Source organism: Hymenobacter arizonensis (assembly GCF_900115775.1).
In the GTDB taxonomy this organism is placed as follows: Bacteria; Bacteroidota; Bacteroidia; order Cytophagales; family Hymenobacteraceae; genus Hymenobacter; species Hymenobacter arizonensis.
In genome coordinates this window covers 152,872-176,218 of sequence record NZ_FOXS01000006.1, presented here as the reverse complement: position 1 = coordinate 176,218, position 23,347 = coordinate 152,872, and the positions used below count along the sequence as shown (strand labels likewise).

23 protein-coding genes and 1 tRNA gene are annotated in these 23,347 nt (G+C 57.9%); 13 read left to right on the top strand and 11 right to left on the bottom strand.

Annotated elements, in window-relative coordinates:
- The first annotated feature begins 6 nt into the window (after positions 1–6).
- From tsaD to BMZ66_RS19315, 6 genes are all read left to right on the top strand, one after another.
- Complete coding sequence (tsaD, locus tag BMZ66_RS19340; RefSeq protein ID WP_092677396.1) at positions 7–1,020, top strand: tRNA (adenosine(37)-N6)-threonylcarbamoyltransferase complex transferase subunit TsaD; 1,014 nt, start codon at positions 7–9, stop codon at positions 1,018–1,020.
- Positions 1,021–1,150: 130 nt separating this feature from the next.
- Complete coding sequence (locus tag BMZ66_RS19335; protein WP_092677394.1) at positions 1,151–1,591, top strand: thioesterase family protein; 441 nt, start codon at positions 1,151–1,153, stop codon at positions 1,589–1,591.
- Positions 1,592–1,625: 34 nt separating this feature from the next.
- A complete protein-coding gene (gene smpB, locus BMZ66_RS19330) occupies positions 1,626–2,084 on the top strand; it encodes an SsrA-binding protein SmpB (protein ID WP_092677392.1) in 459 nt (152 codons plus the stop codon).
- A 114-nt stretch (positions 2,085–2,198) separates the two neighbouring features.
- Positions 2,199–2,969, top strand: a complete 771-nt coding sequence (locus tag BMZ66_RS19325) for a C40 family peptidase (protein ID WP_092677390.1) — start codon at positions 2,199–2,201, stop codon at positions 2,967–2,969.
- 189 nt (positions 2,970–3,158) lie between these two features.
- The gene (locus BMZ66_RS19320) at positions 3,159–3,653 is read left to right on the top strand and encodes an HNH endonuclease (protein WP_092677388.1); all 495 of its coding nucleotides are present in this window, start codon (positions 3,159–3,161) and stop codon (positions 3,651–3,653) included.
- Positions 3,654–3,713: 60 nt separating this feature from the next.
- The gene (locus tag BMZ66_RS19315) at positions 3,714–4,781 is read left to right on the top strand and encodes a fatty acid desaturase family protein (RefSeq protein WP_092677386.1); all 1,068 of its coding nucleotides are present in this window, start codon (positions 3,714–3,716) and stop codon (positions 4,779–4,781) included.
- A 180-nt stretch (positions 4,782–4,961) separates the two neighbouring features.
- Here the strand turns inward: BMZ66_RS19315 and BMZ66_RS19310 are convergent, their stop codons facing one another.
- Both BMZ66_RS19310 and BMZ66_RS19305 read right to left on the bottom strand, forming a co-directional pair.
- Complete coding sequence (locus BMZ66_RS19310; protein ID WP_092677384.1) at positions 4,962–5,798, bottom strand: alpha/beta fold hydrolase; 837 nt, start codon at positions 5,796–5,798, stop codon at positions 4,962–4,964.
- A 122-nt stretch (positions 5,799–5,920) separates the two neighbouring features.
- Positions 5,921–6,481: a hypothetical protein gene (locus BMZ66_RS19305; protein ID WP_092677382.1), complete on the bottom strand. Its 561-nt coding sequence runs from the start codon at positions 6,479–6,481 to the stop codon at positions 5,921–5,923.
- A 189-nt stretch (positions 6,482–6,670) separates the two neighbouring features.
- Between BMZ66_RS19305 and rpsA the strand changes: the two genes are divergently transcribed.
- From rpsA to cphA, 3 genes are all read left to right on the top strand, one after another.
- A complete protein-coding gene (gene rpsA, locus BMZ66_RS19300) occupies positions 6,671–8,809 on the top strand; it encodes a 30S ribosomal protein S1 (protein WP_234795167.1) in 2,139 nt (712 codons plus the stop codon).
- 116 nt (positions 8,810–8,925) lie between these two features.
- Positions 8,926–8,996: transfer RNA gene (locus BMZ66_RS19295), tRNA-Cys, on the top strand.
- Between the two features lie 162 nt (positions 8,997–9,158).
- Positions 9,159–11,801, top strand: a complete 2,643-nt coding sequence (gene cphA / locus BMZ66_RS19290) for a cyanophycin synthetase (protein ID WP_092677380.1) — start codon at positions 9,159–9,161, stop codon at positions 11,799–11,801.
- Positions 11,802–11,919: 118 nt separating this feature from the next.
- On the opposite strand, the gene BMZ66_RS19285 is transcribed toward cphA, so the two are convergent.
- Positions 11,920–12,870, bottom strand: coding sequence for a DUF8428 domain-containing protein (locus tag BMZ66_RS19285; RefSeq protein ID WP_092677378.1), 951 nt, complete (start codon positions 12,868–12,870; stop codon positions 11,920–11,922).
- 127 nt (positions 12,871–12,997) lie between these two features.
- On the opposite strand from BMZ66_RS19285, the gene BMZ66_RS19280 reads away from it, so the two are divergent.
- Positions 12,998–13,606, top strand: coding sequence for a methyltransferase (locus BMZ66_RS19280; protein WP_092677376.1), 609 nt, complete (start codon positions 12,998–13,000; stop codon positions 13,604–13,606).
- An 80-nt stretch (positions 13,607–13,686) separates the two neighbouring features.
- On the top strand, positions 13,687–14,511 hold the full coding sequence (gene kdsA / locus BMZ66_RS19275; protein ID WP_092677374.1) for a 3-deoxy-8-phosphooctulonate synthase: 825 nt from the start codon (positions 13,687–13,689) through the stop codon (positions 14,509–14,511).
- 139 nt (positions 14,512–14,650) lie between these two features.
- Here kdsA and BMZ66_RS19270 read toward each other — a convergent pair whose 3' ends face one another.
- Positions 14,651–15,430: an O-methyltransferase gene (locus BMZ66_RS19270; protein WP_092677372.1), complete on the bottom strand. Its 780-nt coding sequence runs from the start codon at positions 15,428–15,430 to the stop codon at positions 14,651–14,653.
- 95 nt (positions 15,431–15,525) lie between these two features.
- Entirely contained in the window at positions 15,526–15,912 is a 387-nt protein-coding gene (gene apaG / locus BMZ66_RS19265; protein WP_092677370.1) for a Co2+/Mg2+ efflux facilitator ApaG/CorD, read from the bottom strand.
- Positions 15,913–16,029: 117 nt separating this feature from the next.
- Between apaG and BMZ66_RS19260 the strand changes: the two genes are divergently transcribed.
- A complete protein-coding gene (locus tag BMZ66_RS19260; RefSeq protein WP_092677368.1) occupies positions 16,030–16,692 on the top strand; it encodes a uracil-DNA glycosylase in 663 nt (220 codons plus the stop codon).
- A 181-nt stretch (positions 16,693–16,873) separates the two neighbouring features.
- On the opposite strand, the gene lepB is transcribed toward BMZ66_RS19260, so the two are convergent.
- From lepB to BMZ66_RS25855, 5 genes are all read right to left on the bottom strand, one after another.
- Entirely contained in the window at positions 16,874–18,022 is a 1,149-nt protein-coding gene (gene lepB / locus BMZ66_RS19255; RefSeq protein ID WP_092677366.1) for a signal peptidase I, read from the bottom strand.
- A 93-nt stretch (positions 18,023–18,115) separates the two neighbouring features.
- Complete coding sequence (gene dapB / locus BMZ66_RS19250) at positions 18,116–18,835, bottom strand: 4-hydroxy-tetrahydrodipicolinate reductase (RefSeq protein ID WP_092677364.1); 720 nt, start codon at positions 18,833–18,835, stop codon at positions 18,116–18,118.
- 95 nt (positions 18,836–18,930) lie between these two features.
- Positions 18,931–19,662 (bottom strand): DUF5683 domain-containing protein, encoded by a 732-nt coding sequence (locus BMZ66_RS19245; protein WP_143080293.1) that lies wholly within the window; start codon positions 19,660–19,662, stop codon positions 18,931–18,933.
- Positions 19,663–19,771: 109 nt separating this feature from the next.
- Positions 19,772–20,773, bottom strand: a complete 1,002-nt coding sequence (locus BMZ66_RS19240) for a ParB/RepB/Spo0J family partition protein (RefSeq protein WP_092677359.1) — start codon at positions 20,771–20,773, stop codon at positions 19,772–19,774.
- Between the two features lie 212 nt (positions 20,774–20,985).
- Positions 20,986–21,165 carry a hypothetical protein gene (locus BMZ66_RS25855; RefSeq protein WP_214607038.1) on the bottom strand — a complete coding sequence of 60 codons (180 nt, stop codon included), beginning with the start codon at positions 21,163–21,165 and terminating at the stop codon, positions 20,986–20,988.
- 64 nt (positions 21,166–21,229) lie between these two features.
- On the opposite strand from BMZ66_RS25855, the gene BMZ66_RS19235 reads away from it, so the two are divergent.
- Positions 21,230–22,204, top strand: a complete 975-nt coding sequence (locus tag BMZ66_RS19235; protein ID WP_234795166.1) for an SDR family NAD(P)-dependent oxidoreductase — start codon at positions 21,230–21,232, stop codon at positions 22,202–22,204.
- Between the two features lie 175 nt (positions 22,205–22,379).
- On the opposite strand, the gene BMZ66_RS19230 is transcribed toward BMZ66_RS19235, so the two are convergent.
- Complete coding sequence (locus tag BMZ66_RS19230) at positions 22,380–23,189, bottom strand: ParA family protein (protein WP_092677357.1); 810 nt, start codon at positions 23,187–23,189, stop codon at positions 22,380–22,382.
- Positions 23,190–23,347 lie beyond the last annotated feature (158 nt).

The following is a 23,347-nucleotide window of genomic DNA, read 5'->3' as shown; positions in this document are numbered from 1 at the left end:
CTCAGAATGCCTGCCCATCCCATCATTCTCGCCATCGAATCGTCGTGCGACGACACCGGCGCTGCCGTTCTAGCGGGCGGCCAGCTGCTCAGCAACGTGGTGGCCACCCAAAAAGTACACGAGCAGTACGGCGGCGTGGTGCCTGAGCTGGCCTCCCGCGCCCACCAGCAGCACCTGCTGCCCGTGGTGACGGCCGCCCTCAAAGAAGCCGGCATCACCAAAGACGACCTCGACGCTGTGGCCGTCACCCAGGGCCCCGGTCTGCTCGGGTCCTTATTAGTAGGAGGGATGTTTGCCAAAACCCTGGCCCTGGCCCTGGGCAAGCCGCTGCTGGCCGTGAACCACATGCGGGCCCATATCCTGGCCCACTTCATCCGCGACCCCAAACCGCGCTTTCCCTTCCTTTGCCTCACCGTAAGCGGTGGCCACACCCAACTGGTGGTCGTGAAATCGGCGCTGGAAATGGAAGTGATGGGCCAGACCATCGACGATGCGGCCGGCGAGGCGTTCGATAAAACCGCCAAGCTGCTCGGCCTGCCGTACCCCGGCGGCCCTCATCTCGACAAGCTGGCTCGTCAGGGCAAACCCACGCGGTTTGCGTTTCCGGTAGGCGCCATGCCCGGCTATGACTTCTCATTCAGCGGCCTGAAAACTTCGGTGCTTTATTTCCTGAAAAAGGAAACGGCCGCCAATCCCGGCTTCGTGGCCGAGAACTTGGCCGACCTCTGCGCCAGCATTCAGCACACCATTGTGGCCACGCTGCTGCGCCAACTCCGCCGTGCTGTGGCCGACACTGGCCTCACGCAGGTTGCCCTGGCCGGTGGCGTGGCCGCCAACTCCGGCCTGCGCACCGCCCTGGAGGCCGAAGCGGTAGCCCAAGGCTGGGAAGTATTCATCCCGGACTTTGCCTTTTGCACCGACAATGCGGCCATGGTGGCCATGACGGCGCATTTTCAATACGAAGCCGGCGACTTCGCCACCCAACTTACCAGCCCCGACCCGCGCCTGAAGCTGACGTAGTGCGAGTGTAGCGCGGTCGTACCCGGAGGGACTTTGTAGTCCGCGTCCCCGCGCCTTTAAAGCTTTTGCTACAATTATCGTTCTGGGACGCGGACTACAGAGTCCCTCCGGGTACGACCGCGCTATACACATGACCAATCCTTTCCACCCCGGCGACGTCAAAACCCACCACTACACCGTGCGGCCAGAAGACTTTGCCGACTTTGGCCCGGACACCGGCGGCTTGGTGCACCAAGTGCTCAGCACCTTCGCGCTGGGCCGTGAGATGGAGTGGGCTGCCCGCCTTTTTGTACTGGAGATGAAGGCTGCCGATGAGGAAGGCATCGGCACCGAACTTTCCATTCAGCACCACGCCCCCGCCTTTGCCGGCGAAACCGTGGTTCTAACGGCTACCTTTGGCACCCTCGACGGCCCCGCGCTGCGTTGTGCCGTAGAAGCTCGGGTAGGCGCACGCCTCGTAGCCACCGGCCACACCGGCCAACGCATCGTAGCCCGGACCCGCCTGGCAGCTCGCTTTGCCGCCCTACAAGCCGAAGCTGCCTCACCCCAATCCCCCGCACCGTTGGCATAACAACGGGCAACGAGCAACTGATAACTAATTAAGCATGGCCAAAGACGATAAACCCGCCATCATCAACATCAAAAACCGCCGCGCCAGCCACGAATACACCTTCCTGGCCAAATACGACGCGGGCGTTATGCTGCAAGGCACCGAAATCAAAAGCATCCGCGAAGGCAACGTGAACCTGACCGACGGCTATTGCCTCTTCCACACCGACGGCAGCCTCTGGATTCACTCCATCCGCATCGCTCCTTATTCACTGGGTACTTACAACAACCACGACGCCATGCGCGAGCGCAAGCTCCTGCTCAACAAGCGTGAGCTCAAACAGCTTGCCGGCAAAAGCGTCGACCAGGGCCTCACCATCATTCCCTTGCGCCTTTTCGTAACCGACCGCGGCTTTGCCAAAATTGAAATCGCCCTGGCTCAAGGCAAAAAGCTGTTCGACAAGCGCAACGACCTCAAGGAAAAAGCCCAGAAGCGCGACATGGAACGCATGTAGCAGTGAATTGGTGAGATGGTGAAAGAGTGAGTTAGCAGATAGCTGCCGTTCTTTGCATCAACTCACCACCCACTAGTTCATAATTTTAACGCTTTGAACCCCGGTATCTGCGCCTTGAGCGCTGTCCCCGTCCGTGCCGAGCCCACTGACCGGGCCGAGCTGGTTACCCAACTCCTCTTCGGCGAATGTTACCAAATACTGGTCACCCAGGACAGCTGGCTGCAAGTGCAGCTGGCCGCCGACGGCTACGTGGGCTGGATGGACGCCAAGCAGCACACACCCGTCTCGGGCGAATATTATGCCGCGTGGTGCGCCCAGGACCACCCCCGCGCCCTCGATGTGGTGCAGGCCGTGAGCGACGCTACGACCAAGATACCTCTCACGCTGGGTTGCCGCCTACCCTTTTTCGATGGCATGAACCTGCGGCTCGGCGACCAGCAGTATTTTTTCAACGGCACCGCCACCAACCCCACCGCCGCGCCCGACCCCGCCCGCCAGGCTGCGCTGCTCCGCAAAATGGCCCTGCTCTACCTGAAAGCGCCCTACGTGTGGGGTGGCAAAAGCATCTTTGGCCTCGATTGCTCCGGTCTTTGCCAGCAGCTGTATGGTCTCGTAGGCATTCAGCTCCCGCGCGACGCCCGCCAGCAGATTGACCACGGCCGCCCCGTGCACTTCGTGGCCCAGGCCAAGCCCGGCGACCTCGCCTTTTTCGACAACGCCGAGGGCCGCATCGTGCACGTAGGCATGGTAGTGGACGAAGGCCAAATCCTGCACGCCCACGGCGAAGTCCGCATCGACCCACTTGACCACAACGGCATCTACAACCGCGGCCGCCAGCGCTACTCGCATAAGTTACGGCTGCTGAAGCGCCTGCTGCCAGAGTAGGGGAGGCCCTAACGCACCGTCCCAGTGGCACCTTACCCCCTGACCCCCTCTTTTTTGGAGAGGGGGTCAGGGGGTAAGGTGCCACTGCGTTAAAAACGTCTCGAACACCGTTGAACTTAACTATTCCGCGCTTGTTTATCCGCTTGGAAACCGCTAGCTTTCGGCGGGTTATCCGAGCCCCAAGCGTGTATGGACCAAAAAGTATTAGTGCTGAATGGCGACTATACCGCCATCACCCTGTGTAGCGTGCAAAAGGCTTTCGTGCTCCTTTTTCTCGACAAAGCTGAAATGGTAGCCAAGTCGGAGCAAGGTGTTTTGCGCACCATTTCGCACGCCTACCCCAAGCCGAGCATCATTCGCCTGCAGCGCTACGTGCGCGTGCCCTACAAAGGTATTGCCCTGAGCCGCCATAATATTTTTAAGCGCGACCATTTCGAGTGCCAGTATTGTGGTTCTACCAAGAACCTGACCCTCGACCACGTGGTGCCGCGCTCCCGCGGCGGCGAGTCGAGCTGGACTAACCTCCTGACTGCCTGCTCTCGCTGCAACCACGCCAAGGGCCACCACACGCCCAACGAGGCCGGCCTCACCATTCGGCAGCAACCGAAGAAGCCCACATTGGCGGGGTTTCTCAAGCTCTCGGCGGGCACGATTGACCAGAACTGGCACGCTTATCTAAACTAAGTTGGGCAGTAAGGCGTTGGAGCGGGGTACATTTGTCCCCCGCCTCAAAAAATCCTGCCCATGGCCCTCCCAAAATTCGCTGCCACACGCTCCTTTCATACCGAGTTAAAAACTCGTATCAATCAATATTTTGAGGAGTCGGGCCGGCGAATGACTGGCGACACCAGCCTAATAGTTAAGGCGGTATTGCTGGTAGGCGCCCTGATTGGACTATACGTACATCTGGTGTTTTTCACCCCACCCACGGCCTTGGCGCTGCTCGAATGCGCGGTGGCCGGGTGCGTTATCGCCGCCATCGGCTTCAATGTGATGCACGACGGCGCCCACGGCAGCTTCTCGCGCTACTCCTGGGTGAACAAACTGGCGGCCTACACGCTCGGCGTGCTCGGCGGCAGCCCCTACATGTGGAACTCGAAGCACAACCTCATCCACCACACCTACACCAACATTGCGGGCCACGACGACGACATCGACATCCGCCCCTGGATGCGCATGACGCCCGACCAGCCCAAGCACGCCCTGCACCGCTACCAGCACTTCTATTTCTGGGTGCTCTACTGCCTGCTCTACCTCTCCTGGGTATTTGCGATGGACTACCAGAAGTACTTCACGCGCCAAATCGGAGCCATTGGCCTCAAGCCTATGAACACCGGCGAACACGTCAGCTTTTGGGGTTTTAAAGCGCTGAATCTGGTGCTGTACATCGCCCTGCCCGTTTACATGGTGGGCTTCCTGCCGTGGTTGGCTGGCTTCCTGCTGAGCACTTCGGTAGCCGGCTTGGTTCTGAGCATGGTTTTCCAGCTGGCGCACACCGTTGAGGATGCTGCCTTCCCAATTCCTCATGTAACCACCGGCAAGATGGAGGACGAGTGGGCCATTCACCAGGTACGCACCACCGCCAATTTTGCCACCGACAACAAAGTAGTAAGCTGGTTGGTCGGCGGCCTCAACTTCCAGATTGAGCACCACCTCTTCCCCAAGATTTCGCACGTGCATTACCCCGCCATCAGCAAGATTGTGCAGCAGGTGTGCGACGAGTTTGATGTTAAATACAACAACTACACTCGTACCCGTTCGGCCATTGCTTCCCACGTAGGCTTCCTGCGCCAGATGGGCCGCGCCGCCTAACTACTGGGTTACTAAATAAAAGAGGGCCCCGACGCAGTTGCGTCGGGGCCCTCTTTTATTTAGCAGACCTTCATGCTGAGCGCAGCCTAACCGCAGGTCGCCGTAGGCAAGCATCTCGCATGGGGTAATAAACCCAATCGTCTGTCATGCTGAGCTTGCGAAGCATGACAGACCAAAAGATTAACGGCCAACAAACGACAACAGGTCAGTCGTCAACTGGTCTTTATCGGTGAAGAACAAGCCGTGCGGGGCGCCCTTGTACACCTTGTACTCCGCATGAGGAATCATTTTGGCCGTGCGCGCGCCGCTGGCATCAATCGGCACGGTGGCGTCTTCGTCGCCGTGAATAACCAGCGTGGGTACTTTCACCGCTTCTAAGTCGGCCCGGAAATCGGTGCTGGAAAAGGCTACAGCGCAGTCCCGGGTAGCATTGGGTGCGGCCAGCGAGGCCACGGTGAAATTCCAGTCCAGCACGCCCTGGCTCACGGGATGGCTAATCATGCCCACGCCGTAGAAGCTTTTGGCGAATGATTGCAGGAAATCGAACCGGTCTTTCTTGATGGCGTCGCCCATGTCGTCGAACACCTTCTGGGGCACACCGTCGGGGTTGTTGTCGGTTTTGAGCATGAACGGCGTCACCGCTCCTATAAAGGCCACGCGGGCAATACGGGCGTCGCCGTAGGTGCCGAGGTAGCGGGCTATTTCACCGCCGCCCATCGAGAAACCTATCAGCGTCACGTTGTTCAGGTCCAGGTCTTCGAGCAGGGCGTTGAGGTCGGCCGCCAGCGTGTCGTAGTCGTAGCCCGTCCAGGGCCGCGACGAACGGCCGAAACCGCGCCGGTCGTAGGCAATGACGCGCGAGCCACCTTTGGCCAGCCCGATGGCTTGGTGCTCCCACATGGTGTGGTCGAGCGGCCAGCCGTGAATGAGAACCACGGGATTGCCCTGCCCCCAGTCTTCGTAAAAAATATTGACCGGGTTACCGGCCGTGTCTTCGCCTGCTTTGATATAGGCCATGAGTAAAGGAGTTTTGGGTGAATTGACTCTTTTGCTTTACTGCATGGGTAGGGGCGAAGTTGTCCGGCGTACGGTTAAGATTGTGGTTTGCGACAACACCATAACTGTTCTTAGTGCTTGAATCACTTAGTTTCCCGCAATTGCGTCAACTTCTTTTGCCAAGGCCTCACCATTCCAGTCACGCCGTCGGTAATGGCAACTTGTAAAATGGGATGAACCTTGTACGAATTACCCATGAGGGTATTGAAATAGCTTTCACCCAATCGTGTTTTACTTGGTAGGTTGAAGATTTGCATGCGCGTCGAAGCATTAAAACGCGGCACATTGCCAATCACCCCATAGTAAGCCAGTGCCAATTCTGCGTGAACGACGGCCTGATACTTGCCGCTATTAATAATTGTGTTGTCAGCACTACCCATATCTGATAAAAACGCATCGACTTCGCCGAGATAATCCACTTGCCAGCCAGTTGCTACGGTTAGCTGCGTAGCCAAGTTTTTTACGAATAGACTATCAGCGACACTTGCAGGTACGACCGAGGGTACAGAAACTTTGGTGGTAATCAGAGCTACTCGGGTGATAGTAGGCAACAAATCGGAGTCGGTGAAATTAGTCTTGGTTCCGAGGGCAGCGCAGCCAGTCAGTGAGCCAATGATGAGCAGATAGTAGAGAACGGTTCTCATGGATAAGCTTGTGTGAGGACGCACAAGTATACCCCTAAACCACTAGTATTCCTGCTTCTAAACCCGTACCTTTGCGCCCCCGCCAGGGTGGCGGGCTTTGCTGCACAACGGCAAGGTGTTCAACAAGAACCGCGTAAGGGCCCGGGCATCGGCCGCTACGTTTATCCAAGAGGTGCCCAACAGCTATTTATGGCAGAATTGATTGACGATTTCGACTGGGACAATGTCGGAGCCACCGGTTTTGGTGGAAACTACTCGGCTGACCAGCGTGCCGAGATGGAGCAGATGTACGGCGACACGCTCACGACCGTACAGGAAGAAGAAGTAGTGAAGGGCACCGTGGTTGGCATTACCGACCGCGACGTAATCCTGAACATCGGCTTCAAATCCGATGGTTTGGTGTCGATTACTGAATTCCGCGACCTGCCCGACCTGAAAATCGGCGACGAGGTTGAGGTGTTCATCGAAGACCAGGAAGACATCAACGGCCAGCTCATCCTGAGCCGTAAGAAAGCCAAAATCAAGCAGGCCTGGAAGGCCATTTACGATGCCCTCGAGTTGGATACCATCCTCGAAGGCGTAGTGAAGCGTCGCACCAAAGGCGGCCTCATCATGGAGCTCGACGGTGTAGAAGCCTTCCTACCCGGCTCGCAAATCGACGTGAAGCCCATCCGCGACTTCGACATTTATGTTGGCCGTCGCATGGAAGTGAAAGTTGTGAAAATCAACTCCGCTTTCGACAACGTGGTTGTTTCGCACAAAGTACTCATCGAGAAAGACCTCGAGAAGCAGCGCGAAGCCATCCTGAACAACCTTGAAAAGGGTCAGATTCTGGAAGGCAACATTAAGAACATGACCAACTTCGGCGTGTTCATCGACCTCGGCGGTGTCGACGGTCTGCTGCACATCACGGACATCTCGTGGGGCCGCATCGCTCACCCGAGCGAAGTACTCCAGTTGGACCAGAAACTGAACATCGTAGTTCTGGACTTCGACGAAGCCAAGAAGCGTATTTCGCTGGGCTTGAAGCAGTTGACTCCTCACCCATGGGATTCGCTGCCTGCCGACCTGCAGCCAGGTTCGAAAGTATCGGGCCGCATCGTGAACGTGGCCGACTACGGCGCTTTCATGGAAGTAGTACCGGGCGTAGAAGGCCTCATCCACGTTTCGGAAATGAGCTGGAGCCAGCACCTGCGCAACCCGCAGGACTTCATCAAGCAGGGCGACACGGTAGAAGCGCAGATTCTGACGCTCGACCGCGAAGACCGCAAGATGAGCCTCGGCATCAAGCAACTGACCGAAGACCCCTGGACGCGTGGCGACTTCGGCGACAAGTACGCTGTAGGCACCAAGCACAGCGGCCTCGTGCGCAACCTGACCAATTTCGGCCTGTTCGTTGAGCTGGAAGAGGGTGTAGACGGCCTCGTGCACGTTTCCGACCTGTCGTGGACCAAGAAAATCAAGCACCCATCGGAAATGGTGAAGGTGGGCGACAAGCTGGACGTAGTTGTGTTGGAGCTGGACCTGGGCGCCCGTCGCCTGGCCCTGGGCCACAAGCAGCTTGAGGAGAACCCCTGGGATACCTTCCAGTCGGTGTTCACCCCCGGCTCGGTACACCGTGCTACCATCACCGAGAAGTCGGAGCGTGGCGCTGTTCTCGAATTGCCTTACGGCATCGAGGGCTTCGCTTACCCCAAGTCTTTGGTGAAAGAGGACGGCAGCAGCGCCGAAAACGGCGAAGCGCTGGACTTCCGCGTAACCGAGTTCTCGAAGGACGACCGTCGCATTGTACTGTCTCACACGGCTATCTTCAACAAAGAAGCCGCTGCTGAAGACGACAGCCGCAACGCCAAGTTCAAGAAGAAGACCAACACCAAGGCTGGCGACACCCAAGGCGAAGGCAAAATCAGCGACCTGAAGAAGACCGAAGAGAAGTCGACTTTGGGTGACCTCGACGCTCTGAGCGCCCTGCGCGACCAGATGATGGGCAACGAGCGCAAGGCTGGCGAGCAGAAGCTTGCTGCTGCCGCTGCCAAGCCTGCTGCCGAAGAGGCTCCCGCTGCCAAGGCTCCTAAGGCCAAAGCTGCTCCTGCCGCTGAAGAAGCTCCGGCTGCTGAGGCTGAAGGTGGCCTGCTGGCCGGCATTGCCGGTGCTGCATCGGCTGCCATCGACAAAGTGAAGGACGTGGCCAGCGACGCAGTTGACGCCGTTACCCACACCGAAGCTTTCGAGAAGGCTTCGGAAGTAGCTGGTGACTTGGTTGACCGCGCCAAAGACCTGATTGCTGGCGACGACGCCGACAAAAAGGACGACGAAACCAACGCCTAGTGCCTGGTTTTGAGTGAGAGAAAAGCCCCGGCCGCAACGCCGGGGCTTTTTTTGTGCGTTTACCTTGCCCACCCCAAACGGGCTGCTTACCTTTGCGCTCCCAAAAGACCACTACTGGTGACGTGACCGAGTGGCTAGGTAGAGGTCTGCAAAACCTCCTACGGCGGTTCGAATCCGCCCGTCACCTCTGATTATTGACGAAAAAGCCCCGCTTGCCAATTGGCAGGCGGGGCTTTTTTCATGCATTACCGTACGATTTTCGGGTTTCGGGCGGCATTATGCCTACATTTCGTAGCCAAGCCGGATTCCCTTACGTAGGGGAGTCAAAACGCCCTTTTTCTTTCCGAATATGAAGATTATTGACCTGCGCACCATGCGCGGCCCAAGCTACTGGTCTGTCAAGCATACCAAGCTTATTGTTGCCAAAGTTGATTTGGAGGAGTTCGCAGGGAAGTGGTCCAACACCGTGACCGGGCTCGGCGGCCGACTGATGAAACTATTTCCAAATATCGGCCAGGCTCAGCCTAATGGCATGAGCGGGGGCAAGCAATCGGCCAAGCGGCCACCATTGGATTTGGACCAGCTGAACGACGGCGAGCCGCTGGGGCACGTTATCTACCACATTGCGCTGGAGTTGCAGCGGCTGGCGGGCATGCCCGTGTATTGGGGCAAGTCGTACCCGGCCCGTGAGGAAGGCGTGGAATACGTGGTATTCACTTATCAGGAAGAACGGGCGGGGCGTCGCGCCGTTGAGGCCGCAGTAGAGGTGGTGGAGGCTTCCTGCAAAAAGGAGAAGGTCGACCTGAAAGCTATTATCGATGAGCTACACGAAATCCGCGAGGAGGAGTTCATTGGGCCCAGCACCTACAGCATTGTGGCCGAGGCCGCTTCACGTAACATCCCGTACATCGCGCTTAAAAACAGTAACATTATTCAGCTGGGCTACGGCGTCAACCAGAAGCGCATCTGGGCCACCACCACCAGCTATACCTCCCACGCCGGCGTGGAGGTGGCTGGCAATAAGAACCGCACCAAGGCCATGCTGAAGGATGCGGGCGTGCCAGTGCCCCGCGGCACCACGGTGTACTCGGAAGATGGCCTGCGCGACGCCATTGAGGAGCTGGGCTTTCCCATCGTGACCAAGCCGCTCGATGGCAACCACGGCAAGGGCGCTACCATTTACATCACCAACTGGAAAGATGCGGCTGAGGGCTTGAAGGCCGCTCAAGCCTATTCGCGGGCCGTGATTGTGGAGCAGTTTATTGAAGGTTTCGACTTCCGCCTGCTGGTGGTGAATGGCAAGCTCATTGCCGCGGCCAAGCGCACACCCGCGGCCGTGACCGGCGATGGCACCAGCACCATTCAGCAGCTGATTGACGAAGTCAATAAAGACCCCCGCCGCGGCGTGGGTCACGAAAAGGTGCTGACGGCCATCAAAGCCGACAAGCACACGCTGGATATCCTGAAAAACAAAGACCTGACGCTGAAGTCGGTGCTGCCGGCTGGCGAGACGATGTACCTGAAAAGCACAGCCAACATCAGCACCGGCGGCACGGCCAGCGACGTTACGGACCAGATGCACCCTTACAATGTGCTGCTGGCCGAGCGGGTAGCCGGCATTGTGGGCCTGGATATCTGTGGCATCGATTTGATGGCTACCGACATTGCCGTGCCCCTCAATGAAAGCCGCGGTGCGGTGATTGAGGTGAACGCCGCGCCCGGATTCCGCATGCACATCTCGCCCGCCGAAGGCCTGCCGCGCAACGTGGCCGCCCCGGTGGTGGACATGCTATTCCCGCCCGGCTCCACTGCCCGCATCCCCATCATTGCCGTAACGGGTACCAACGGCAAGACCACTACCACCCGCCTCATTGCGCACTTGGTGGCCAGCAAGGGATACAAAGTAGGTTTCACGACCACCGACGGCATCTACATCCAGGGCGTGCAACTGCAAAAAGGTGACTGCACCGGCGGCATCAGCGCTGAGTTTGTGCTGAAAGACCCCACCGTGAACTACGCCGTACTTGAAACGGCCCGCGGCGGCATGCTGCGTTCGGGGCTGGGTTTTAACACTTGCGACATTGCCGTGGTGACCAACGTGGCGGCCGACCACTTGGGCATGCGCGATATCTACACCGTGGAGGAAATGGCTGCCGTGAAAGGCGTGCTGCCCCGCACGGTGCGCAAAAGCGGCTGGGCCGTGCTCAACGCCGACGACGACTTGGTGTATGCCATGGCCCGCACCGTGGATTGCCGCGTGGCATTATTTAGCATGGACGAAAACAGCCCCCGCATCCGCGAGCACGTGGAAGGCGGTGGCGTAGCGGCGGTGTACGAGGAAGGCTACATCACCATCTACAAAAACAGCTACAAGCTGCGCATCGACCGGGCCGCCGAATTTCCCATTACGTTTGGGGGACGCGCTGGCTTCAACATTGAGAACAGCCTGGCCGCCGCTCTGGCGGGCTACCTGGCGGGCTTCGACCGCGACGAAATCAAGACGGCCTTCCGCACCTTCGTGCCTTCCGGCGCCAAAACACCGGGCCGGATGAACGTCTACAAGTTTCCGAAGTGCGAAGTCATTGTCGACTACGCCCACAACACGGCCGGCATTCTGAAGTATGCGGAATTCATGGAGGCTACTCCGGCAACCCGCAAAATAGGAGTAGTATCGGGCCTCGGCGACCGCCGCGACGAAGACACGTTGGGCTTCTCCCGCGTGGCAGGCCGCATCTTCGATGAAGTGGTACTGCGCCAAGACCGTGACCTACGCGGCAAAACCGCCGAGGAAATCAAAGCCCTCATGGAAACCGGCCTGCGGCTTGACAAACCCGAGTTGCCCATTACTTACATCGAGAAGGAGATGGACGCCATCGACCACGTGCTGGAAACGGCACCCGAAGGCGCAGTCATCACGCTGTTTACGGAAAACATCACAGCGGTGCTGGCCAAGCTGGATAAGTACGAGGCCCTGGTAGCGGCTGAGCAATAGCACTTCTAAACTTTAAAAACACCTAAATAAAAGAGCCCGCTTCTTACCGAAGCGGGCTCTTTTATTGAATGGAAAATAGAAGTGGAATAGCACCCGGCGGGGGAGGCTAAATGGGAAGCTATTTCAGCGTGAAGGTGGTTTTGCCCATCAGCTGGCCGCTTTCATACAGCTCTACCGTGTGTTGGCCTTTCTTATACTCGGCGCCTTTGGCGTACACAAAGTCCAGCTTCTGCTTAGAGTTGTCGTACACCACATCCTGCTTTTGCGTGTAGAACGCTTCCTGGCCGTCGACGGTGAAGGTGCCGCCGCCCGTGCTCAGGTTGTAGAGAGCGGCACCGTCAGGCTCCAGAATGCGCATGTAGATGGCTTTGGTTTCTTTCGGCGATACGTCGTTACGGGCCAGGTTGAAGGTAACCTTCACTTTCTCCACGCGCTTGGCTTTGAATTCCGACTTGTCGTCGTCTTTCTCCTTGTTCTTCGACGTGATGATGGCCACCTTGATATTCTCAGACTGCAGGCGCGAAGCCACGCCTACTTTCTCCGACAACTCCTGATTGCTACGAACAATGGTGCTGATGGTGTCGGTCAGCTTGTTTTGCTTTTGCTTCAGCGTGGTGGTTTCGGTGTACAGCGTTTCGTTGTCCTTTTTCAGCTGGGCAATGTCTTCGTCCCGTTTCCGTAGCTGGCTTTCCAGGTTTTGGGCGCGGCGCTTGAAAAGGCTTTGCTGGGCAATGGAGAAGCTGCCGGCCCGGAAAGAGCGAAGCTTCAGCAAGTCGGCATTGACGCTGGCAATCTTGGCTTCCAGCGAGTCGTTGCTCAGGCCCAGGGCCTGCAATTCCTGGCTCTGACGCTCAAAATCGGCCTTTAGGGATTCGTACTGCTTGATTTGGTCTTGCAGCTTGGTGTCCTTGGCTTTGACTTCCGTGGTTAGTTCTTCGTTCTTCTGCCCTTTTTGCTGGTTGAGGTAAAACAGAACGCCGTTGATGCCTAGTAGCACCAACACCAGGGCTACCCAGAGGAGGACGCGGCTATTATTGGAACGGGGTTCGGTGGTTTCGTTTGGGTCCATGCGGGAGTAGTTAATCGGGAAAAGCGAGAGTGTTTTTAGGCTGCCTGCCGCAGTGCGGCGCTTACCTTTGGGTTGTAAAAATAGGGGACTTCCGTGCCCTGGCAAGTTTTCGATATACTTCGACGAAATGGAAACGGTTTTACCGGACTTCGATGCTGCCTATTGGCAAGGCCGTTACGCTGCTGGGCGCGACGGTTGGGACGCCCGTGAAGTAACGCCACCCTTGCGCGCTTACTTCGACCAAATGAACACTGCTGAGCAGCCCCGCATCCTCATTCCCGGGGCTGGCCGCGCCTACGAAGCCGAGTATTTGCACCAGCTAGGCTTCAAGGAAGTGTTCGTGGCAGACCTGGCGCCGGAGCCGCTCGCAGCTTTGGCCTCTCGCGTGCCCAGTTTTCCGGCTCAACACCTGTCGCAGGTCGATTTTTTTAAGCTGCCCAACGACCCGCCCTACGATTTAATTGTAGAGCAAACGTTCTTTTGTGCGCTGAATCCGGCCTTGCGACCAGCGTATGTCCAGCAATGCGCGGCGCTGCTGAGGCCCGGCGGCACCCTGATGGGGTTGCTCTTCGATACTGATTTTGGTCCGGTGCAGGAACCTCCGTTTGGCGGCACGAAGGAGGAATATCGCGAATACTTTGCGCCATATTTCGAGTTTCGGCATTTCGAAACGGCTACCAATTCCCTCCGGCCCCGGCAGGGGAGGGAGCTTTTTATTTGTTTGAAGAAGAAATAACCAACCAGTATTTACCTGAGAGCAGACCTCGTCCGCAGGTCAGCCCAGGTACCTCATCGCTCACGTTTTTAGCTCATTCTATGCTTTCCGCTCTCGCCAACACCCTGCCGCACTTTCGCAACACCAACTCGGGTCAGTTTTTTCTTATGGCGGGGCCCTGCGTCATTGAGGGCGAGGACATGGCTCTGCGCATTGCCGAGCGCATCAAACACATCACCGACAAGCTGCAGATTCCCTTTATTTTCAAAGGCTCCTATCGCAAAGCCAACCGTTCCCGCCTCGATTCATTCACCGGAATTGGTGATGAAACGGCATTGCGCATTCTGCAAAAAGTAGGGCGTGAGATTGGGGTGCCCACCGTCACGGACATCCACGAATCGAGCGAGGCTGCGCTGGCGGCTGAGTTTGTTGATGTACTGCAAATACCCGCTTTCCTGTGCCGCCAAACCGATTTGCTTATTGCGGCAGCTCAAACCGGCAAGGTGGTTAACATCAAGAAAGGCCAGTTCCTGAGCGGCGAGGCCATGAAATTTGCCGTGGACAAAGTGCGCCAGTCGGGCAACGAAAACGTGATTCTCACCGAGCGCGGCAACTCCTTTGGCTATTCCGACCTGGTTGTGGACTTCCGCAACCTCCCCGCCATGCGCGAATTTCAAGTGCCCGTAGTGATGGATGTGACGCATTCGCTGCAGCGCCCAAACCAAAGCAGCGGCGTGACCGGCGGCCAACCCGCCCTCATCGAAACCATTGCCAAAGCGGCCATTGCCGTCGGGGCCGATGGCTTGTTTATTGAAACGCACCCCACGCCAGCCACCGCCCTCTCCGACGGTGCTAACATGCTGCCACTCGACCAACTCGAAGCCCTGATGGTGAAGCTGACGAAAGTGCGGGAAGCTATTCGGTAATTAGACGCGGAACCGTTTGCTGTCAAGTCATGTCGAGCGCAGCCGAGACATCTCGTTTGAATCGTTGTACGATTGAACCGCTGCCCCACGCGAGATGTCTCGGCTGCGCTCGACATGACGTGCTTTACGCATGAGTTGGCTACGTGCGCAGCCAGAAATGCTGCTTCGGCTGGTTCTTTCTAAAAAACACCAGGCCGATATAGAACAGGTCCACCGTCATGGTTACATCGGGGTGGGCTTTGATGAACTCCCAGGCGCGTTCCATCTCTTCTGACCAGTGGATGTCGTCGAAAACGAACACCGAGTTATCGGTGCGATGAGCCAGGCAAAGCTCGAAGTAGCGGAGCGTTGGCTCGTAGCGATGGTTGCCGTCGAAAAAGGCAAAGTCCACTGGTGCGGGAAGCGCCGATAGGGTAGGCGCCAGCGTGTCGTCGATGTTGCCCTCCACAATGCTGACATTGGTCAGGTGCAGCGCCGCCAAAGTTTCGCGGGCTACGGCCGCTACGTTGGGGCAGCCCTCCAGCGTGAAGACCTGGCTGCGCGAATCGGCAGCGGCCAGGTAAGCAGTGGTGAGGCCCAGCGAGGTGCCTAGTTCCAGAATGGTAGCCGCCCGGAAATAGTTGGCGAGGCGAAAGAGCAATTGGGCCAGGCCCGGGGGCTTGGCAGCCGTGCGGGCAATGTCGGCGATGCGGCGCTGCTGGCCGGCGCCGGTATGCGAGCCGGCCCCAAAGTCCGTAACGCTGATGCTAGCGGCGCTATTGAGCAACTCAGCCCGCCGTGCTTCAACTCTTGCATAGGCGCTGAAAGTGCCTGTGTGGCGCACCACGGAGGTGTAAAGCCCAAACACAAACGGGGAATGCAGCCCATGCGCATTGCCCGAACGAAGCCAGAAACGAAAGTAAGCGAGGAGTTGAAACAAGCAGGGGTTGGTTGTTAGGTAGCCGTTGGCAGGTCGGCAATACGACAACCAGGGTGCAAACTAACGACGGACAACGGCCAAGTCACAACCCAAACTTAATTCAGGCGGTAGGGCACCATGAGGGTGAATTCGGGGATGTCCACCGAAAACTCCTGGCCATTGGCCAGTCGCTCCATCAGGTAGGTGCCGCGCATTTTGCCCACGCCCGATTTCAGGTTGCAGCCGCTCACGTACTGGTGGGCCTCGCCGGGTTCCAGCACGGGCTGGCGGCCCACCACGCCTTCGCCTTCCACTTCGCGCACCACGCCATTGGCGTCGTGAATGTGCCAGTGGCGGCGCAAGAGCTTCACGGTAAATTCGCTATTGTTGCGAATGTCAATTTTATAGGCAAACACGAAGTGCTCTTGGCCGGGGCTGGAGTAGTCGGGCAGGTAGTTGGTCGTAACCGAAACGGTAACGCCCTGCGTAGTGGTGGTGGGCATAAGTGTCGTGGCTTATGGGTAGCTGCGGGCTTAACACAGGTCCGCGTAATTTGGTTTTACGCAAAAGACACGGTGGAACGCCGCAAAAGCCCGATTATTTTTCTTAAAAAAACTGCAATGGTAAAGATAGCCGCAAGCTGGCAGCCCGTGTTGGCCGAAGAATTTGAAAAACCCTATTTTCAACGCCTGATTGCCTTTGTAAAAGGAGAGTATGCTACGGCTACTGTTTACCCGGCGGGCGCCCAGATTTTCCACGCCTTCGACGCTACCCCGTTTGATAACGTGAAGGTCGTAATTCTAGGCCAGGACCCGTACCATGGTCGCAATCAGGCCCATGGGCTCTCTTTCTCGGTGCAGGATGGGCAGCGCACGCCGCCTTCGCTGCAGAACATTTTTAAGGAACTGCGCGACGATATTCCCAGCACGTCGCCCCCTACTAACGGCAACCTCGACCGCTGGGCCCAGCAAGGCGTGTTGCTGCTCAACGCCACGCTCACCGTGCGCGCCAGCGAGCCTGCCTCGCATCAGAAAAGAGGCTGGGAGGAGTTTACCGATGCGGTTATTCGCAAAGTATCGGAAGAAAAGGAGCATGTGGTGTTCATCCTTTGGGGCGCCTACGCCGGCAAAAAGTCCGAGCTTATTGACGGAAAAAAGCACCTGATACTGAAATCGGTTCATCCTTCGCCCTTTGCGGCCGACAAAGGTTTCTTCGGCAGCAAGCCTTTCAGTAAGACCAATGCTTGGCTGCAGCAAATGGGGCTGGAGCCGATAGAGTGGTAGGGCTAAAACTGTCATTGCGAGGAGGCACGACGAAGCAATCCGTCCTATTAGAGTTAGATAGTTTAATGAAACAAAAAGCCCCGGTACTGCGCAGTACCGGGGCTTAGTCACATTATCAGGTTGGTCGCTGAGACCAGGACGGATTGCTTCGTCGTGCCTCCTCGCAATGACAGTTCGGACCTTAGTGGATGATGTTGAACAACCGGTTCCACCGGATTTTGTGCCAGAAATCGCCATTGGGGTCAACGGAAAGCCAGATGAGCACCGCCTTGCCCACGACATGGTCTTCGGGCACAAAACCCCAGAAACGCGAGTCCTCGGAGTTGTGGCGGTTGTCGCCCATCATCATGTAGTAGTTCTGCTTTACGGTGTAGCTGGTCAGCGGCTTGCCGTTTTGGTGAATCATGCCGTCCTGCCAGGTAATGCCTTCGTTGCTTTCGTAGCGGGCCACTATTTTGAAGTAGATGGCTGCGTTGCCGGGGGTGAGCGTGATGGTCTGGCCTTTCTTGGGAATGGGCAGGGGGCCGTAGCTATCCAGGGTCCAGCCGCGGGGCGTGGCGCTCATGGCGCCGGAGTTGCGGAAGTCGGCCACGTCGGGGAAGAGCTGCACCTGGGGTTGAATGACGGTCATGCTCTTCACGTAGGGCTGCTTGCGGAAGAAGTCGGCCGCAGCAGCCGTGCAGCTGATGGCATAGCCCAACTTGCCGTCGGGGGCCGCTACGGCCTGGGGGCTGCCGTTGGGCTGGTCGTAATCAACCACGCCCTGGGCGCGCAGGTCGGCCACTACTTCGTCGTTGGGGTTGTCGACCTGCATAAAGTAGGTCGTTTCCAGGCCGGGAGGCGTTTCGCCGGGCTTGCCGTTGAGGTACACCTGGGCATCCCGAATTTCGAGGGTGTCGCCGGCCACGGCCACACAGCGCTTGATGTAGTTGGTGCGCAAGTCGGCCGGAAACTGGTCCTCGTGGGGCACGTGAAACACCACCACGTCGTTGCGCTTGATTTCGGAAAAGCCCGGCAGTCGGTACGTCGGCAACTGAATCAGCTCCGAGTAGCTTTTGAGCCCGGTGCCCCACACGGTTTGGTGGGTGAGGGGGACCTGCAACGGCGTTTGCGGGGTGATGGGGCCGTAGTGCAGCTTACTCACAAACAGGTAGTCGCCCACCAGCAAGGAGTTTTCCATGCTGGGCGAGGGAATGGTGTAGGCCTCAAACGTAGCCCAACGAATGAGCGTGGCTGCCACAACGGCAAAAATCAGCGAGTCGGCCCACTCGCGGGTTTTTGTTTTGGGGCGTTGGGGCGAGGTGGTGCGGTCGGTTTTGAGCAAGGACATGAGAAGCAAGCTTAGGCTTGGCAATGAAAATCAGGTAAAGAAACGCAGCAGAACGCCAAGAGGCTACGCTGCTACCCGCAGCAGTTGGGGCGATTACAAATCCAGCAGCTCTTTCATTCCAAATACGCCCACCCGGCCGGGCAGCCACTCGGCGGCCAGTATGGCGCCAGAGGCAAATCCTTCGCGGCTGTGCGCCTCGTGCTTCAGTTCCAGAAGGTCGACGGCAGAAGTGTAGGTGACAATGTGCGTGCCCACAGCATCGCCGGTGCGCTCGCTGATGATGGCCAGCTCGTTAGGCGTCTCGGCGGGCTCGTTGCGCCAGGTGGTTTTGGTGGGGAAATGACGAATGATTGCTTCGGCCGTGGTGAGGGCCGTACCGCTGGGCTGGTCAATTTTCTGGGTGTGGTGAATCTCGCGTACGGCCACGTCGTAGCCCCCAAACTGATGCATTTTGGCGGCCATGTACTCGTTGAAGTGAAAGAATAGGTTCACACCCACGCTGTAGTTGGAGGCGTAGAAAAGGCTGCCGCCCAACTCGTTGGTGAGGGCCTGGGCTTCTTCGAAATGGTGCAGCCAGCCCGTGGAGCCGCACACCACCGGAATGCCTTGGCGCAGGCACGCTGTGACATTGGCGAAGGCCGAATCGGGATGCGTGAATTCAATGGCTACATCAACCGTGCCCGGGGTAAAATCGCTGATTTTAAACTGAGTGGCATGCGAGTCGACAATGCCGGCGATTTCGTGGCCACGCTCAGCCGCAAGAGCAGCAATGGTTTGGCCCATTTTACCGTAGCCGATGAGTAGAATTTTCATGAAGAAGAGTAGGTGTCAGGAATTAGAAGTGTTGACGAGGCACAGCCTGGCAGCGAGCGGATTAAACTCCGGTCTGAGCTATTACTAAGCAGTTTTTACTTTACCCGCAGAGCAAACGCAACGCCCGGGGCGGTGGGCAGAGCCAGGGCCCGGCCCGGCACGGGCAGCAATGTCGGCTCCCAATGCAGGCTCAGGTCGGGGCTCACGTCAAAGTCTTTAAGGTGAGCATCGACCAGCGCATCTACTATCTGCAGGCCATAGGCCAGGCCAGCGTAAAGAATAAACAGGTCGCGTTCGCCGCGGTAGGACCGAACCGAAAAATCGATTGCTTCAATGGTTCGCGCTGGGCGCACTCGACGAGGGAGGCGGCCGTCTTGGGGCCGGTAGCCGCCTACAATCCCTGCCTCTTCCTTGAGCAGGTTGCTGGCATCGGCAAACTCGCGGAAGCCGGTTTGGTAAAAATACAGCCCATAGCCGACCCCACCCAACGCGCCATACACTAGCGGCAATTTCCACCACCTGCGATTATAAATCTGGCCCGCGCCGGGCAGTATAGCCGCCAGCAACGCAGCCTTGCCCGGCCGCGTGAGGCGAATGCCTTCGTAGCCGAAAGCCCGGAACATGCGCTCGGTGCGCTTGGCTGAGTCGGCGGCAGCCTTGCTGCGCTTGGCTTCGTCCGTAACCACTACTTCACGGGTTTCGGCAGTGTCGGGGCGAATTACGGCGGGCGTGGTTGGGCCAAACACCTGTGCTTGCACGCTTTGGCTAGCAAAGAACAGGCCTAACAATACGAACAGGACCGCGAAATGACGACACAAATTTTTCATAGCAAACCTGCTAACGGATAACGTCCGGGATTTAGCATATGAGGCGAGGCATAGCTCACAATTAGCTGCTCCAGGCCGAGCCTCATGTGCTAAAAATCCCCGGTGTTGCTCAGGAGGGATGCAGAATGTGCAGAATGCGCTGCATGTCTTCCACCGAATCGAAGGCAATTTTGATTTCGCCGCTGCCTTTGGGGCCGGGGCGTACCTGCACGCGCGAGCCGAAGCGGTCGGTGAGGTGGCGTTCGGTGCGCCGCAGCTCAGCGGCTGGTACCACAAATTGAGCAGGAGCAGCAGCGGTGTTGTCGGCGTTTTCGCCGCCGTTGTTGGCAGTGGGCCGGCCAAAGCCGCCGCGTACCAATTCTTCTACCCGGCGCACGGACAGTTCTTCGGCCACAATCTTGCGGTAGAGTTCTACCTGGGCCTTGGGGTCTTCGATGCCGATGAGGGCGCGGGCGTGGCCCATGCTGATTTCAGCGTCGCGCAGGCCGATTTGCACGTCGGGCGGCAGCTTCAGCAGGCGCAGGTAGTTGGTGACGGTCGAGCGGTTTTTGCCCACTCGGTCGCCCAGTTCTTCCTGGCGCAGGTTGCACTCGCTCAGCAGGCGCTGGTAGCTGAGGGCGATTTCGATGGCATTAAGGTTTTCGCGCTGAATGTTCTCAATCAGAGCCATTTCCAGCATTTGCTGGTCGTCGGCCTTGCGGATGTAAGCGGGAATGGTTTCCAGGCCGGCCAGCTTGGAGGCCTGCAAGCGACGCTCACCCGAAATCAACTGATAGGAGTTGGTGCCGAGCTGGCGCAGGGTCACGGGCTGAATGATGCCCTGAATCTTGATGCTGTTGGCCAGTTCCTGCAGGGCTTCCTGGTCGAAGTGGGTGCGGGGCTGGTAGGGGTTGGCCTCAATGTGCTCAACTGAAATAAAGCCCACCGAATTGACCGGGTGCGACACCAGCCGCTCGCTGGAGCCGGACCGTTCGCCTTTTTTATCGTAGCTGCCCTCAATCAGGGCGTTGAGGCCACGGCCTAAACCACCACCCAGACCACCCTTGCGTTTTACTGCGGCGGCGGCGGCCAGGGCAGCTTGCAACTTCTCTTCGTTCTTCTCTAGAGCCATAGTAAACCGGCCGGGCCCATAAAATGCAGGCGGCGGCCGAATGTCAAAATTACGGAAAGTTGGGCGGGGCTGCGCTATCACCGCCGATAAATCGGCAAACCAACCCAGACAGGGCAGGACGGGGTGTGAAAACACGGAGTGCTCAGCAGTCAAAAAGCTGAACAAAGCAAGCTCCGCTCCAAGCCGGACAGTAGTGGGAAACAAGCCCGACGCTAGCCCTGGCAACGTAAAAAAAGCTTGGCTTCCAACAACTGAGCCGTAGTAACCTTACTCAAAAACAGAAAGTAGACTTGGCTGAACCGGCGATTTTTCCGCCATTTTCCCCCGCTTATGACTGCTTTTGCTGCCTCTACCGTCCGTTTCATTGAAATCGCCCCCAACAGCAGGTCCATGCTGCTACAAGTTATTTCCTGTGCTCTGAGGAGCAGGGGCACAGTGTTGCTTCTGTTCCTGGGTATGTTGCTGAGCAGCTGTGCTACTTCCCGCCCGGGCACCGCGGTGCAGCGCAAGGTGCAGGGCAAGACCTACGTCATTGTGGGCGCATCGAGCGGGTTTGGGCGGGGCATGGCTGAGCAGCTGGGCGCCTTCAAGGCCAATGTGGTGCTGGCTGCCCGGCGCACCGAGCTACTAGAGGAAATAGCCACCAAGATTCGTGCTGCGGGCGGCACGGCGCTGGTAGTTACTACCGACATCAGCAAGCCCGAAGAAGTACAGCGCCTGGCCGATGCCGCCGTGAAGCAGTACGGGCGGGTAGACGTATGGGTGAACGACGCGGGCGTAGGCGGCATCGGGCGGTTTTGGGAGATTCCGCTGACCGACTATTCGCGCCTGATTGACGTAAACCTGAAAGGAGTGGTGTACGGCAGCCAGCTGGCCATCAAGCTGTTTCAGGCGCAGGGCCGCGGCGCGCTTATGAACCTGGGCTCAGTGGAAAGCCACGTGCCGCTGGCCTACCACGCTGTATACGCCGCCACAAAAGGTGCCATCCTCAACCTCGACCAAGCCCTGAACCAGGAGTTGCGACTGCAGGGCTACAAGAACATTGAAGTGGTGACCATCGAGCCCTGGGCTGTTGACACGCCGTTTTGGGGGCACGCGGCCAACTACAGCGGCGGTACGGCCCGCATGGCCGCCATGGACCCGCCTTCGAAAGTGGTGAATGCGATGGTGCGCTCATCGGTGCGGCCCCGGCCGGAACTGCCGGTAGGCTGGAAGGCCCGCGGCGCCGTCACCTCGCACCGCATCCTGCCGCATTTCACCGAGCGCCTGTCGGGCAACATCGCCCACCGTTATCAGATTAAGACTGCGCCGCCTCTGCCGCCCACCCCCGGCTCCGTGCACGAGCCCATGCCCACCGGCCGCGGCGTGGATGATGGCGTGCGAGCTCGAATGAAAGCGGAAAAGCGGGCCCGCAAGCAGCAGAAACAATAGTAACCGGCTGCGGCAGGGCTTATAGTTTGCCGCCTAGAACTGCTAGTTCATCTAAGCTAAGCTGCACTCAGCTTACGCTTCAAAAGCACAAGCCCCTAGAGCATGATGATGCTCTAGGGGCTCGGACGCCAGATGCATGAGGCGTTCTATGCTCTAAAAATCAGGCTATAAAAGCCTATATCCGCTCGTCCTCAGCCGTTTCCTCGGGCCGGGCTTCCACGCTGTTCTTCTCCACAATCTCACGCGCCAGGTTCAGGTAGCTGATGGAGCCTTTGCTCTCGGCGTCGTGCAGAATGACGGGGATGCCGAAGCTGGGCGACTCGCTCAGCTTCACGTTGCGGGGGATGATGGTGTCGAACGCCAGCTGCTGGAAGTGCATGCGTACTTCCTCCACCACTTGGTTGGAAAGGCGCAGGCGCACGTCGTACATCGTGAGCAGAATGCCTTCGATTTCCAGGTCGGTGTTGAGGCGGCTCTGGATGATTTTAATAGTATTCAGCAGCTTACCCAGGCCTTCGAGGGCGAAATATTCGCACTGCACAGGAATGATAACTGAGTGCGCGGCCGTGAGGGCGTTTACGGTGATAAGGCCCAGCGAAGGGGAGCAGTCGATGATGATGAAGTCGTACTGCTCGGCGAGGGGGCGCAGGGCCTCCTTCATTTTCTCTTCGCGGTTGGGCAGGTTTATCATTTCCACCTCGGCGCCCACCAGGTCGATGTGGGAGGGCATGAGGTCGAGGTGGGGCAGAATGTTGGTGGGCAGGATGATGTCCTGGGCATTAATGCCGTCCACCATGCACTCGTAAATGCTGTTCTGAATGTCCTTTGGGTCGTAGCCGACGCCGGAAGTGGCGTTGGCCTGGGGGTCGGCGTCAACGAGCAGGGTCCGGTAGTCCAGGGCGGCCAGGGACGCCGCTAGGTTAATGGAGGTAGTGGTTTTGCCCACCCCGCCTTTTTGATTGGCTACCGCGATGATTTTTCCCATGAGTCTCTAATTGTCAGTTGGTCGTTATCGGTTGCCTGTTGATAGGTGTTCGTGATTTTTTGTTGGTTTCCGAGCGGCTTAGTGCCCAAGGACTAACAAGTAGCAGCGAATATCTGACAACTGAGAACTAATAACTTTTGCCGTAGCATTGCACAAAG